This window comes from Roseburia sp. OM02-15 (genome assembly GCF_003481835.1).
Classification (GTDB): Bacteria; Bacillota; Clostridia; order Lachnospirales; family Lachnospiraceae; genus Eubacterium_I; species Eubacterium_I ramulus_A.
In genome coordinates, this window is record NZ_QULX01000022.1 from 1 (window position 1) to 14,787 (window position 14,787).

Below are 14,787 nucleotides of genomic sequence, written 5' to 3' on the forward strand. Positions count from 1 at the left end.
CATGGCATATCGTTTTCGGATATATCCAACCAGAGAGCAGAAAAACCTGCTTGCAAAGACCTTTGGTAGCTGCCGTTTTCTGTATAACCAGATGCTGAGCGATAAGATACGGGAATATGAAGTCTCGAAAAAGATGCTGCGGAATACACCGGCGATGTATAAAAAAGAATATCCGTTTTTGAAAGAAGTGGATGCTCTGGCACTTGCAAATGTGCAGCTGCATTTGGAAAAAGCATATAAAAATTTTTTCAGGGATCCGAAAAGTGGTTTCCCAAAATTCAAGTCAAAACACAGAAGCAGAAAAAGTTATACGACGAACCGGGTAAATGGAAATATTCAGGTAGAAGATTACCGGATAAAACTGCCGAAACTTACGTGGATCCGTATGAAAAAGCACCGGGATATACCGGAAAAATATCGTTTAAAATCCGTAACGGTCAGCATGGAACCTTCCGGAAAGTATTATGCAAGTCTTTTATATGAAATATCTGACTGTGAGAACCAAACAGGAGGAGTGGCTTATGAAGATGCAAAAATACTGGGGATCGACTATGCGATGCGTGGAATGGCTGTGTTTTCAGAAAATATAAAAAAAGAAGATGCTGGTTATTTCAGAAAAAGCGAGGAGCGGCTTGCAAGGGAACAGCGGAAGTTATCCCATTGTGAGAAAGGAAGCCGGAATTATTTCCGGCAGAAAAAACGGGTTGCATTATGCTATGAAAAGATTCGGAATCAGAGGCGGGATTTTCTGCATAAACTGAGCCGCAGAATCGCAGACGAATATGATGTCGTTGCAGTAGAAGACATAGACATGAAAGCAATGAGCCAGTGCATGCATTTTGGAAAAAGTGTCATGGATAATGGGTATGGAATGTTCCGGGAGCTGCTGGAATATAAGCTGAAATGGGAAGGAAAGAAAATTGTACGGGTGGATCGCTTTTTTCCATCCAGTAAAAAGTGCTGTAAATGTGGCAGGGTGAAGGAAGAACTGAAACTTTCGGACAGAGTATATATCTGTGCGTGTGGGAACCAGATGGACCGAGATCTGAATGCGGCAATCAATATCCGTGAAGAAGCACGTCGTATGCTGTTGGCAGGATAGACAGAAACTGTCTGTAACCAGACCGGAAGATATCCCCTAATTGGGTAAAAAATAAATCGCGGGGCACGCGAGGATAGCTTGTAGATACTTGGCTCAGTAGAGCCATTGAGCAAGAAGCCCCCACTTCAAAATCTGTGATTTAAGTGGTGGGAGCATGTCACAATCAACAGATGGTTATTATTATAATCAGAATGAATTATATATGATTTATAAATTAACTTCTAATAATGGAACATCTGATATAGAGTATTATTATGTGAACTTCCACAACATAATTCAGTACAGTGATGGTTCTCTTTATACAGATATTATGGATTATGATGTTCCAGAGGCGAGCTGGTGGTCAGATGATGAAAGTTTCACGAGCGGAGATAATACATTTGCCGGATATGAGACACTGGATACACTGTTTAACCAGAAAATTGTATCTCTGAAAGCAGAATATAACATTACGGATAATATGAATAACTAAACAACAGAAATATTAAAAAAGAAAAAACTGACAGAGCGTGTGCGTAACGGCATGCGCTTTGTTTTGTTTCAAATTCCCGCCTTGCAAGAATTTGAAAAGTATATTAAAATAAATACTATATATCATGTAGGAATATAATGAAATATAATAAATTTATTTTACAGAATCCATAGGGAAAGGGAAGGTACAGTATTGTATCTATCCTGAACAGCTATGGTATAGATTGCAAGGAGGAAGCAACATGAAAGTATCAACAAAAGGAAGATATGCGCTTCGTCTAATGGTTGACCTTGGGGTCAATGGTGGCGAAGAAAAATATATTTCACTGAAAGACATTTCTGCACGTCAGAATATTTCCATCAAATATCTGGAGCAGATTGTGACACCGCTGCACCGTGCCGGACTGGTGCGTAGCGTTCGTGGTGCACAGGGCGGATATCGTCTCAGCAGAAAAGCAGATAAATATACAGCAGGAGAAATTTTACGTGCGATTGAGGGAAGTTTTGCACCGATCGCGTGTCTGGAAACACCGGAAAACGAGTGTGAGCGTTATCATGACTGTGCGACGGTAGGTTTCTGGGAAGGTATGTATAAAGTTATCTCTGATTATGTAGACAGCGTAACTTTAAAACAGTTGATCGATGAGCATCTGGCAAGACATTGCCCGGGATGCCAGGAAAAATAATATATGATGAAAAAAAGATTAATGGTATTAGCTTTTGCAGGAGTATTGGCAGTGGGACTGTCATCCTGTGGAAAAAAAGAAGTATCTTCCAATCATGTACAGAGTGTTACAAGTGAAACTGGCGCAGAAACAAGCATTTCAGAGGGAGAAACACCGGATCTGTCAGAGGAACAGCCGGAGCAGGTGGAACTTCCGGAATCAGAAGAAGTGCAGGGCGATATATCACAAAATACAGAGGATACACAGACTCAGGAACCAGAACAGGAAGCAACTCAGGACAACAGCAGCCAGGAACCGGCACAGAGTGCACCGGTAAGCTATGCTGACCGTCAGGAGATTTATCTGGATGGAAGCTGGCAGTATGCAGATCATTCAGCGATCCATTCCGGGGCAGCTGTCATGTATAAAGCAAGTGGAAACCGAAAAGGAATCGTTGTTGGTGTCAATGCAGGACATGGAACTTCCGGTGGAAGCAGTGCCAAAACTTTATGCCACCCGGATGGCTCAGCCAAAACAACCGGTGGAAGTACCGCAGCTGGTGCAACGAAAGCAACGGCAGTTTCCGGCGGCATGACATTTAATGATGGTGCAACAGAGAGCAGTGTGACGCTGCGCATGGCAGAAATCCTTCGGGATAAACTGCTGGCAGCAGGTTATGATGTGCTGATGGTGCGGGATGGCTCTGACGTACAGCTTGATAATGTAGCACGAACCGTAATCTGCAATAATGTAGCAGACTGTCATATTTCCTTACATTGGGACGGTGACGGATTAAGCTATGATAAAGGATGCTTTTACATTTCCGTACCGGATGGAATCAAGGGGATGGAGCCGGTGGCTTCTCACTGGAAACAGCACAATGCGCTGGGTGCATCTTTAGTAGATGGACTGCGTGGACAGGGCTGTAAGATCAATGGCGGCGGAAGCATGAGCATTGACCTGACGCAGACATCCTACAGTACAATACCATCTGTCGATATCGAGCTTGGAAATGCATGTTCCGATCACAGTGACGGTACTTTAAATAACCAGGCAGAAGGCTTATTACAGGGAATAAAAAATTATTTTGGAAAATAATGAAAAAAGGTGTTGACAAACAACACCTTTTCCTGTATTATATGTCAAGTAGCGCGGCGGTGCACTACAGAAAACAAAATAACGATGCGTGGCTCAGTTTGGTAGAGCGCTGCGTTCGGGACGCAGAGGTCGCAGGTTCAAATCCTGTCGCATCGACTCTTGGCAGGGGCGCTGGAAAGTCGAAAGGCTTTCCAGTTTTTTTGTTGTTTTCTACATTCTGAAATGCTATCATGATAGTATCTGACCGAAATGGTTATATTAGATGTAAGAAACTGATTTTTCATCTGGTATTATGTGGAAACAAAGAGATGTAATGTGTTGAAAAAGGAGAAGCTATTATGAGAGCGGAACAAAATTTCAAATGGGAAAAACTTTCACTGGGTACCTGCTATTACCCGGAACATTGGGATAAAAAACTGTGGCGTGACGATCTTCGCCGCATGAAAGAAAATGGAATTTTTACCATTCGAATCGCAGAATTTGCATGGAACAAGATTGAACCACGCGAAGGGGAATTTACTTACGAATTTTTTGATGAATTTCTGGATGTGGCAGAAGAGGAACAGATGAAGGTGATCTTTGGCACACCGACAGCGACACCACCAGTCTGGTTGACGGAAAAATATCCGGAAGTATTGAACTGTCGTCTGGATGGCACACCATTTTATCATGGCATGCGCCGCCACTACAATTACAATTCTCCGATTTATCAGGAATTATCCGCCCGGATTGTCAAAAAAGTGGCAAAACATTACGGCAAACGTCCGTGTATCGTGGGCTGGCAGATTGACAATGAGTTAAACTGTGAAGTGGACGAGTTTTATTCCGAGAGCGATACCCTTGCGTTCCGCGAATTTTTGAAGAAAAAATATAAAACACTGGATGCATTGAATGAGGCATGGGGAACCATTGTGTGGAACCAGACTTATACAAACTGGAAAGAGATTTATGTGCCGCGTACGACCGTGCATGATTCCACAAATCCGCATCAGGTGTTAGATTATTATCGTTTTATTTCTGACAGCACGATTCGTTTCTGCAAAATGCAGAGCGATATCATCCGCAAATACAAGAAACCGGAAGATTTCATTACCACAAACGGTATTTTTGGCAATGTGGACAACCACAAGATGGAAGACGAGTGTCTGGATGTTCTGACCTATGATTCCTATCCAAACTTTGCATACTGCCTGATCGAAGATCCAAAACATTCTGATGACCTCAACGACCGGAAATGGAGTAAAAATCTGACAGAAGTGCGTTCCATCTGCCCACATTTTGGTATTATGGAGCAGCAGTCCGGTGCAAACGGCTGGAATACACGAATGGAAGCACCGGCACCGAAACCGGGACAGATGACTTTATGGACCATGCAGAGTATCGCTCACGGCGCTGATTATGTAAGCTTCTTCCGCTGGCGTACCGCAACAGTAGGAACCGAGATCTACTGGCATGGAATTTTAGATTACGACAATCGCTACAACCGTAAACTGGCAGAAGTAAACCGCATCTGGCATCGGGTACAGGCGATTGAAGGCGTGACCGGCGCAGAATACAAAGCAGCATTTGCTTTAGTTAAAGATTATGATAACGTGTGGGATGCACAGCTGGATGTATGGCATGAGCGTCTGATGAAAAAGAGCGAAAAAGAGATTTTCGTGGCAGCACAGCTCAGTCACACACCGATGGATGTTTTCTATTTGAAAGACAGCACCGAACTGGAAGAACTGAAAAAATATCCGGTATTGATTTATCCGCATCCGTTGATTTTGACAAAGAAACGTGCAAAAGTGCTGAAAGAGTATGTAAAAGCAGGTGGAAAACTGATCATCGGCGCGCGTACCGGACAGAAAGACAAACACGGTCATTGCGTGATGGAGCCGATGCCGGGATTACTGACAAATGTAAGCCATACCGATGTAAAAGAATTTACCTTCGTGGGACCGGCAGATGATCCGGTATCCATGGACTGGAATGGTAAAGAGATTGAGACCGGTGTTTTCAATGATATTCTGGCTGCGGCAGGTGATGATGTGGAAGTGCTTGCAAAATACACATCCAATTATTACGCAGGTCGTCCGGCGCTGATCCGCACCAACACACAGCAGGGCTATACATTACACTTTGGCGGAACATTTACCCGTCAGAATGTGACAGAATTTCTGACGTACACTGGTGTGATCGATCCGTGGAAAGAGCTGATCGAGCTGCCGGCTGACTGTGAGATTGCTGTACGTGAGAAAAATGATGCGAAGTATATTTTTGTACTGAATTACAGTAGCGAAAAACAGAATATCACATTAAAAACACGGATGACAGATCTGTATACAACCGCAGAGAGCGAAGGCGAGGTTGCACTGGAACCGTACGAGACAAAGGTATATCAGATTTAAGAAGCATAACTATTAGAAAACAAATGAGAAGCGTATGGAGTAATATTATAGTATGAATTTATATTTTGCACCGCTGGAGGGAATTGGCGGATATATTTACCGAAATGCACAGGCAGATTATTTTGAAAAAGCAGATAAATATTATTCGCCGTTTCTGGCACCGAACCAAAATCGGAGCATCAGCCCGAAGGAATATAAGGACATTGCGCCGGAGCATAATGAAGACATTACGCTGGTTCCTCAGATCATGGCAAACAATGCGGAGATCTTTTTGAAAGCGGCGCAGGAACTGGAACAGCTGGGATATAAGGAAATAAATCTGAATTTGGGCTGCCCGTCCCGCACAGTGGTGACAAAATACCGGGGCGCAGGATTTTTAGCAAAACCGGATGCACTGGAACAGTTTCTGGAGGAAGTGTACAGTAAGCTCAATATCCGATTGTCTCTAAAAACCCGTTTGGGTATGGAAGATGAGGAAGAATTTGAACATCTGCTGGATATATACAATAAATTTCCGGTGTCAGAACTGATCATTCATCCGAGAGTACAGACGGATTACTACAAAAACACACCGCGGATGGAAAGTTTTCTGAATGCGCTGGAAAAATCAAAAAATCCGGTTGTGTACAATGGAGATATTTTCAATAAAGAGAAATATCAGCAGGTAATGAAACAGATGGATGTTTCTGGCGTAATGCTTGGACGAGGTGTGCTGGCAAATCCAGCATTGTTTGGCGAAATCCGGGGAACTGAGAAACTTTCCAAAGAACGCCTCTGGGAGTTTCACGAACGTTTGCTTGCAGACTATACGCAGGAGATGTCTGGGGAACGAAACGTACTTTTTAAAATGAAGGAACTGTGGTTTTATCTGGCGTGGTCTTTTACAAATACGGAAAAGTACGAGAAAAAGATCCGGAAGGCGCAGCATCTGTCTGATTACAGATTAGTTGTAAAACAATTATTTTTCGAGCAGGAGTTGCGCTAGCTGGCATTTCTGGCTATAATATGAGAAGCAACCCGTAGTAGTTTGGACTAATCCCCTATTATTATCGTGGGAAAAGCCCGTGAGATGAATAAGTAAAAAATTATATGGAGTGTATCGCAATGAAAATTACAGAGGACATTATTTATGTAGGCGTAAATGATCACGAAGTGGATCTGTTTGAAGGACAGTATATCGTTCCGAACGGAATGGCATACAATTCTTATGTGATCCGTGATGAGAAAATCGCCGTTATGGATACCGTAGATGGCAATTTCGGTGAGGAATGGCTGGCAAATATCGAGAACGTGCTGGATGGCGCAACACCGGATTATCTGATTGTTCAGCATATGGAGCCGGATCACGCAGCAAATATCGAAGTATTTGCAGAAAAATATCCGAATGCGCAGATCGTTGGAAATGCAAAGACATTTACCATGATGAAAAACTTCTTCCGTGGACTGAACCTTGACGGAAAAACAGTAGAAGTAAAAAATGGTGAGACCTTAAGCCTTGGAAAACATGAGCTGACATTTGTATTTGCACCGATGGTTCACTGGCCGGAAGTTATGGTAACATACGACAGCACAGATAAAGTCCTGTTCTCCGCAGACGGATTTGGAAAATTCGGCGCATTAGATGTAGAGGAAGATTGGGATGGCGAAGCACGTCGTTACTATATCGGAATCGTTGGAAAATACGGTGCACAGGTGCAGAACCTGCTGAAAGTAGCTGCAACTTTAGATATTCAGATTATCTGCCCGTTACATGGCCCGGTTCTGACAGAAGATCTGGGACATTATATTGAGAAATACAACATCTGGTCCTCTTATGGCGTAGAGTCCGAAGGTGTTATGATCGCATATGCATCTGTTTATGGAAATACAAAAAAAGCAGCAGAGCTGCTGGCTGAGAAGCTGAAAGCAAAAGGCTGCCCGAAAGTAGTTGTATGTGACCTTGCCCGTGAGGATATGGCAGGGGCAGTAGAAGATGCATTCCGTTACGGAAAACTGGTTCTGGCAACTGTAACTTACAATGGGGATGTGTTCCCGTTCATGAAGACATTTATTGAGCATCTGACAGAGCGTAATTATCAGAAACGTACCATTGGTCTGATTGAGAATGGTTCCTGGGCTCCGACAGCTGCCCGTGTGATGACAGGTATGTTTGAGAAGAGCAAAGAGATTACATGGCTTGAGCACTCTGTAAAAATTATGTCTTCTCTGAGTGAGGAAAACGAGAAAGAACTTGACGCTATGGCAGAGGAACTTTTATAGTTTCTTGTAATTAATACATAAGTTAGTGAAAGCGCCAGTCAGACAATCTTACCTCTGCAGCTAACAATCGCTTGCCGAGGAAAGATTGTCTGAGTCCGCTTTCATAATCCTAAAGTATAGCCACATTACAAAAATAATTCCAGCACGAACACTACCACGCAGGACAATACCGCAACCTGAAACAGGCTTCGTCCACACCATGCGAGAATGATTCCGACAATCAGTGCCGCAAGTCCTGCAAGCGGACTGTTTGTCGCTTCCATAATTGCCGGAAACGTCATAACCGCCAGCGTGACATAAGGCACATAATACAGAAACGACCGAATGGTCTTATTTTTGATCTCTTTCCGGATCAGCGTCAACGGCAAAACACGGATCAGGTAGGTCACGGCAAACATGACCAGAATGTAAATATAAATATTATGCTTCATGTTCGTCTTCCTCCTTTACCGGGAACAGCACCGCCGCGATACCTGCAATGACCACGGTCAGAATAATCGTGCGGATACCGGACGAAATATTGGAAATCACCGGTAACCGTGAGAATATGTAGCTGGAAACCATAGAGATGGTGACCAGAGCCGCAATAACCTTGCTTTTTCTTGCTGGCGGAATAATGATAGCAAGAAACATACCATACAATCCGACGCTCAACGCACTGACAATATTTGCCGGAAGGATGTTTCCCATAATGACACCGAAGAATGTTCCAAGACTCCATCCCGGAATTGCCACAGTCATCATACCGTAGTTGTAAAACGGATTCAGTTTTCCAGGTTCTGAGACCGCGACACCGAAAATTTCATCGGTGACATCATAGCCTACCAGCATACGATGTAAAAGCCCGGTTTCCGAAGAAAACTTCTGGCTTAAGGAACAGGACATCAGAAGATAACGTGCATTTGCCACAAGTTCCATTAAAATCATTTCAAAATAAGATCCACCGGCGGCGATAACCGTAAATCCGGCATACTGTCCGGCGGATGCGTTACAGGCAAGACTGGTCAGCATCGCCTGCCAGGCTGTCATACCGGCATTGCGGGCAGTGATTCCCAGTGTAAAGGAAACTGCCAGATATCCGAGACAGATCGGCATACCATTCTTAATCCCTTTCAGGTAATAATATTTGTTTTTCTGTTTATCCATTCATTTATCCCCTTGTAGATTGTGTATACTACATTTTCCCAGAAGTGGATTTTCCCGGTTTTTACCAAAAATTTGTGTAAAAAAGGAAATTATTATCAACTGGGCACTATACATTAGTGTAACATTTCACTTGCAATTCGTCCAATAAATCTTTATACTTGCTAAGGTTACCAAAATGTAAGAAATAAGTTGTCGGAGTTGAATTTTATATAATATAAGAAACAACAGTATGAGGGTCTGTCACGACACTCTTGGAAAGGAGTTATGACAAATGGGTAAAACGAAAACATTGACAGAAGGAACCCCTTGGAAACAGATTCTTTTGTTTTCCATCCCTATTTTCTGGGGGAATATTTTTCAGCTATTATATAGTCTGGTAGATACCAAAATTGTTGGAAGTACATTAGGAACGGAAGCACTGGCAGCGGTTGGTTCTGTGTCCACCTTACATACGCTGATGACCGGATTTTTAAATGGTCTGACATTAGGATTTTCCCTGATCACAGCGATGTGCTTTGGTGCTGACAATATGAAACGGCTGAAAAAATCTTTTGCTATGACAATCGAGCTTGGTGTACTGACCACAGCGGTTCTGGTGGTGGTTTTGATGTTTGTATTGCAGCCATTGCTTCATTTGCTGAATGTTCCGGAGGAACAGTTTGCAATGTCTTACGCGTACATCAGCGTGCTGATCGTGGGACTGTTTGCCACGGTTTTGTATAATCTGTGTGCCAATACATTGCGTGCGATCGGAGATTCGCTGACACCGTTATTGTTCCTGATCCTGGCAACGGTCAGCAATATCGGACTGGATTATTTGTTTATTCTTGAATTTCATATGGGAGTTCAGGGAGCGGCGTACGCAACGGTGCTGGCACAGTTAATTTCCGTAGTTTTATGTTTTGTTCGAATTTTCCGGAAATTCCCGATTTTACATTTGCAAAAATCAGATTTTCGACCGGAGAAAGAACTGATTGTGGAAATGTACAAAAGTGGTTTATCTATGGGATTAATGTCCTGCCTGGTAAGCATCGGAACGATCATGCTGCAGTCTGCCATCAACACCTTTGGTACGACAGTGATCGTGGCACATACCGCGGCGCGAAAAGTATTTGAGATCATGTCCCTTCCGATGAGCGTGCTTGGCTCTGCTATGGCGACTTACTGCGGACAAAATTACGGTGCAAAGCGTTTTGACCGGATTCGTCAGGGAATACGGGCATCTTTGCTGATTGCGGCAATCTGGAGCGTGGCAGTTTTTATTATCTGTCATACGGTGGAAGGTGCGCTGATCCGGTTTGTGGCAAGTACCACGGATGCGGAGGTAATCTACTGGGGAAGCATGTATTTGAAAGTAGATATGTCCTTTATTATCGTGTGCGGTGTGATCGTGATTTTGCGAAATTCCATGCAGGGATTTGGAGACCGCGTGATTCCGGTATTTTCCAGCTGCATTGAGCTTGCGGGAAAAATTATTTTTGCCTTTGTATTTGCGCCGGTGTTTGCATACTGGGGCATTATCTGGGCTGAGCCGGTGGTGTGGATCGCTATGGTAATCCCACTGATCGTAAAAGTGGTACATACATTAAAGAAGGAAATATAAATTCTTTTGTGGGCATGATCATCCTCTAAACATCTGTGATACATGAACTATGAAAAAAATAAGTGTTGATTTATTTATGGATAACAGATAGAATAGAACTATCTGCGGGGACTCAAAGGAGAGTTCTACAAGATTCAAAGGAGAATCTTGAAACTAGAAAAAGGAGGAAAAGGATATGCCGATTAAAATACCGGATTCACTGCCAGCTACAGCAGTTCTTGAAAGCGAGAATATTTTTGTTATGACGGAGTATCGGGCGATGCATCAGGATATCCGTCCTCTGAATGTACTGATTCTGAACCTGATGCCTACCAAGGTGATCACAGAGAATCAGCTACTTCGGAAACTTTCAAATACGCCGCTTCAGATTAAGGTAGAATTTCTGCAGACTGCAAGCTATACGCCACAGCATGTGGATACGCAGCATATGGAGTCTTTCTACACGACATTTGAGCAGGTAAAGGATCGATGGTTCGACGGACTTATTATCACAGGAGCTCCGTTGGCATTTGTGCCGTATGAGAAAGTACATTATTGGAAAGAACTTTGCACCATTATGGACTGGGCAAAGACACATGTACACTCAACGATGCACATCTGCTGGGGTGCGCTTGCGGGACTCTATTATCATTTCGGAATACCGACCGTGGAATACCCGGAAAAACTTTCCGGTGTTTATCCGAATACCGTTTTGAAACAGAGTTCACCATTATTCAGGGGATTTGATGATGTATTTTTAGCACCACATTCCCGGGAAGTGGGCATCTTGAAGAAAGATGTGGATAAAGTCCCGGAACTGGAACTGATTGCAGACAGCGAACAGGGCGGTCCTACGATTTTGAAAACGACGGATTCCAAAAACTTTTTTGTGCTTTGTCATCTGGAATATGATGCAAATACACTGGCGCTGGAGTATCAGCGTGACAGCGAGAAAGGATTACATCCACACATTCCGTATAACTATTATCCGGATGATGATCCGACCAAGAAACCGATTGTAAGATGGCGTTCTGCAGGACAGTTATTGTTCTCAAACTGGTTAAACTATTATGTATACCAGACAACACCATACGATATTGGAAACAAATAGTAATTCAGTATCCGATAACGAAAAAATGAAAAAACATCTCAAAGTACGTTAGATATCATAGGGCAGATGGCAGAGGATATCATAGTATTTTGGGATGTTTTTTATCTCAGTCTGAGTTGAGACTCCCACTTCTGCAAGTGGTGAGTAGTAACAAGTATTTCTCAGTGGGAGTTCAATCTCCGACTGAGATAAGTGTTCCGCGAGGGCGCACATTGTCTGGGAGACAATGGTTTTGCGCCGACCGGAACGGAGTGTAGAGTGCAGTGATTCTGAAAAGAAGATGTCAGCTTGCGCTGACCAGAATCACGCACCAAGTCTCACGTGCGTTCGACTTGAATTCCTGATGTTCGGAAATATACAAAAAATCAGTCAAAAATGTGGAAATCTGGCATTGAGACAGAAACAGAGAATGTGCTATACTGAGGTCAATAAGGGTAAAACAAAATTTAGAGATAACGAGGTAGGGTAAAATGAAAAAATATGGATTTGGTGTTGATGTAGGTGGAACCACATGTAAGATTGGATTGTTTGACAATACCGGCGTGATTTTGGATAAATGGGAAATTAAGACGAATACAGAAAATAACGGAGCATCTATTTTAGACGATATCGTTGCTTCATTAGAAGGAAAAATGGCAGATGCAGGAATCAGTAAAGATGACGTGGAAGGCATTGGAATCGGTGTTCCGGGACCTGTTAAAAATGACAGCATCGTGTGCCAGTGTGTAAATCTTGGCTGGGGAACTTTTGATGTGGCAGAGACTCTTTCCGGTAAAATCGGACTCCCAGTAAAAGTAGGAAATGATGCAAATGTAGCTGCACTTGGAGAAATGTGGAAAGGCGGCGGACAGGGTTGCAAAAACGGTGTTATGGTTACACTTGGAACCGGTGTCGGTGGTGGTGTTATCATCAATGGTTCTATCATTGGCGGTGTACACGGAGCAGGCGGAGAGATTGGACATATGAAGGTGTCTGATACAGAGACAGATGTCTGCGGCTGCGGAAAATGCGGATGTCTGGAGCAGTATGCTTCTGCAACCGGAATTGTACGTCTGGCGAAAAAACGCCTGGCGGCAGATGATGCGGCAACAACTCTGCGTGATCTGCCGGAAGTGACAGCGAAAGATATTTTTGATGCTGCAAAAGCAGGAGATGCAGTTGCCTTGGAACTGGTAGAGAAACTTGGTACGATTCTTGGCGGTGCACTGGCTTCCGTTGCCTGCGTGGCAGATCCAGAAATGTTTGTTATTGGCGGAGGTGTTTCAAAAGCCGGACAGATTCTGCTGGATGTTGTTCAGAAACATTTTAAAGAGCGTGCATTCCAGGCATGTGAGGATACAAAATTTGTATTGGCTTCCCTTGGAAATGATGCCGGAATGTATGGTTGTGCGAAAATGATTTTTGGTAAGTAATTTTTGTTTAGGATAATTTGGAACAAGCAGAAACGAACTCCTACAAGAACCTGAAAAATTTTCTGTGAGCGCTGCGTCGCTTATTTTCGACCGCTTCCGCGAACTCACCAACAGCAAAACCAGCTGTTGGCTCAGACACACTCTCGCGGTCGGGCTAGACGCAGTGCTCACAACGAAAATTTTTCAATGGTTCTTTCGTAGGAGTTCGTTTCTGCTTTGTTCCATTTACGCCGTGGCACCGAGTGACACGCATGCATATACTTCCTGGAAAAAATAAGCGCCGTGTTGCATGCGCAAGATTAACATAATGAGAAGTTAATTAAAATAAAATTTTAAGCCACGCAAACAAGGTATCAAAAAAGCCTGTCCATTGGACAGGCTTTTTTGATTGTTTGTTGAGAGTTGTAAAAAAGTGATTTTGAAATTTCGTTCAATTTCTGATATTAGAATACTACATAGTTACCTATTTGTAAAATTGAAAAAAGTGATATGTGAAATCAAAAAAAATGAACGATAAAGGTTTACTTCCATCGAAATTCCCGATACAATAAATCATGAGAGAAAAGTACGTTTTACAATGGAAACGACATGTTTCGGAAATGAAAATTTCCTGAGTATGGATAGCGTTGTGGGACAAATATAATGTAAATGGTGAAAAAATGGAACTACGAAATGTAAAAACGTTTATTAAAATCGCAGAGATCGGCAATTTTTCCAGAGCTGCATCTGATCTTGGTTATGCACAGTCGACTGTGACGATGCAGATTCAGACTCTGGAGCGGGAATTGGGCGTATCTCTGTTTGAACGAAATGGAAAAAGTGCGGTGCTTTCTGCCGCAGGAAAGGAATTTCTGGATTATGCTTATGATCTGCAACGCTGTGAGGCAATGGCGCTGGAGCATTTTGCGGAAGGGGAAGAACCAAGCGGAGAAGTCAGCGTTGGAATCATGGAGACGCTGTGTGCTTCCCGCTACGGCATTATTTTCCGGGAGTTTAAGAAGCGTTATCCAAAGGCAAATGTGAAGGTCGTGGTGGCAACGACACTGGAATGTATGGAACTGCTTGGAAAGGGCAAGCTGGATCTGATCTTGACGGTAGATAACAAGATCAACCATATTAACTGGATGACTGCTCATGAAGTGCCGACGGAAATCCGTTTTTTCTGTCCGGCAAACCATCCTTTTGCGGGAAAAAAAGATATTCCGTTAGATACCGTTTTGGAAGAAAACTTTATTATGATCGAGGAAGGCTGCAATTATCGTCAGGCTTTTGAACAATATGTGGTGGAACAGCGGGGACGCAGACCGTCTATTACCGAAATTGGTTACACCCGTCTGATTATCGATGCGGTTATAGAAAATCTGGGAGTATCTCTGCTTCCGAGATTTACATTGGAAGAAGCATTGCGAGAGAAAAAAGTCGCATTATTTTCCGTAAAAGGATTTCAGTTGTCTATGTTGATGCAGGTAATCTACAGCAAAAACCGATGGGTGTCACCGGCGATGAAGGCATTTATTGAAATGACACAGAAGTTTATGCCAGAATAAA

Annotated in this window: 13 protein-coding genes and 1 tRNA gene; 12 read left to right on the plus strand and 2 right to left on the minus strand. The window is 43.2% G+C overall.

Features of this window, described 5'->3' with window-relative positions; all coding sequences use genetic code 11:
* The 8 genes from DXB15_RS14435 to DXB15_RS14470 form a co-directional block, all read left to right on the plus strand.
* The coding region (locus tag DXB15_RS14435) for an RNA-guided endonuclease InsQ/TnpB family protein (RefSeq protein WP_118703337.1) at positions 1-1,102 on the plus strand (1,102 nt) is incomplete at its 5' end.
* A 154-nt stretch (positions 1,103-1,256) separates the two neighbouring features.
* Positions 1,257-1,574, plus strand: coding sequence for a hypothetical protein (locus DXB15_RS14440; protein ID WP_109214896.1), 318 nt, complete (start codon positions 1,257-1,259; stop codon positions 1,572-1,574).
* 241 nt (positions 1,575-1,815) lie between these two features.
* Positions 1,816-2,259 (plus strand): RrF2 family transcriptional regulator, encoded by a 444-nt coding sequence (locus DXB15_RS14445; RefSeq protein WP_109214897.1) that lies wholly within the window; start codon positions 1,816-1,818, stop codon positions 2,257-2,259.
* A 6-nt stretch (positions 2,260-2,265) separates the two neighbouring features.
* Entirely contained in the window at positions 2,266-3,336 is a 1,071-nt protein-coding gene (locus DXB15_RS14450) for an N-acetylmuramoyl-L-alanine amidase family protein (RefSeq protein WP_177957464.1), read from the plus strand.
* Positions 3,337-3,418: 82 nt separating this feature from the next.
* Positions 3,419-3,492, plus strand: a tRNA-Pro gene (locus DXB15_RS14455).
* 182 nt (positions 3,493-3,674) lie between these two features.
* The gene (locus tag DXB15_RS14460; RefSeq protein WP_109214898.1) at positions 3,675-5,729 is read left to right on the plus strand and encodes a beta-galactosidase; all 2,055 of its coding nucleotides are present in this window, start codon (positions 3,675-3,677) and stop codon (positions 5,727-5,729) included.
* 52 nt (positions 5,730-5,781) lie between these two features.
* Complete coding sequence (locus DXB15_RS14465) at positions 5,782-6,714, plus strand: tRNA dihydrouridine synthase (protein ID WP_118703338.1); 933 nt, start codon at positions 5,782-5,784, stop codon at positions 6,712-6,714.
* 119 nt (positions 6,715-6,833) lie between these two features.
* Positions 6,834-7,988 (plus strand): FprA family A-type flavoprotein, encoded by a 1,155-nt coding sequence (locus DXB15_RS14470; RefSeq protein WP_109214900.1) that lies wholly within the window; start codon positions 6,834-6,836, stop codon positions 7,986-7,988.
* Between the two features lie 125 nt (positions 7,989-8,113).
* Here the strand turns inward: DXB15_RS14470 and DXB15_RS14475 are convergent, their stop codons facing one another.
* Together DXB15_RS14475 and DXB15_RS14480 are read right to left on the minus strand one after the other, a co-directional pair.
* Positions 8,114-8,419, minus strand: a complete 306-nt coding sequence (locus DXB15_RS14475; protein WP_109214901.1) for an AzlD domain-containing protein — start codon at positions 8,417-8,419, stop codon at positions 8,114-8,116.
* Entirely contained in the window at positions 8,409-9,134 is a 726-nt protein-coding gene (locus DXB15_RS14480; protein ID WP_118703339.1) for an AzlC family ABC transporter permease, read from the minus strand. Before DXB15_RS14480 ends, DXB15_RS14475 begins: the two co-directional genes overlap by 11 nt.
* A 271-nt stretch (positions 9,135-9,405) precedes the next feature.
* Here DXB15_RS14480 and DXB15_RS14485 point away from each other — a divergent pair, with 271 nt between their 5' ends.
* The 4 genes from DXB15_RS14485 (at position 9,406) to DXB15_RS14505 (ending at position 14,786) form a co-directional block, all read left to right on the plus strand.
* Positions 9,406-10,737 (plus strand): MATE family efflux transporter, encoded by a 1,332-nt coding sequence (locus DXB15_RS14485; protein WP_109214903.1) that lies wholly within the window; start codon positions 9,406-9,408, stop codon positions 10,735-10,737.
* Between the two features lie 175 nt (positions 10,738-10,912).
* Complete coding sequence (locus tag DXB15_RS14490; protein WP_118703340.1) at positions 10,913-11,827, plus strand: homoserine O-succinyltransferase; 915 nt, start codon at positions 10,913-10,915, stop codon at positions 11,825-11,827.
* Between the two features lie 470 nt (positions 11,828-12,297).
* Positions 12,298-13,239, plus strand: a complete 942-nt coding sequence (locus DXB15_RS14500) for an ROK family glucokinase (RefSeq protein ID WP_118703342.1) — start codon at positions 12,298-12,300, stop codon at positions 13,237-13,239.
* Between the two features lie 659 nt (positions 13,240-13,898).
* Positions 13,899-14,786: a LysR family transcriptional regulator gene (locus DXB15_RS14505; protein ID WP_146190185.1), complete on the plus strand. Its 888-nt coding sequence runs from the start codon at positions 13,899-13,901 to the stop codon at positions 14,784-14,786.
* Position 14,787: the final 1 nt, after the last annotated feature.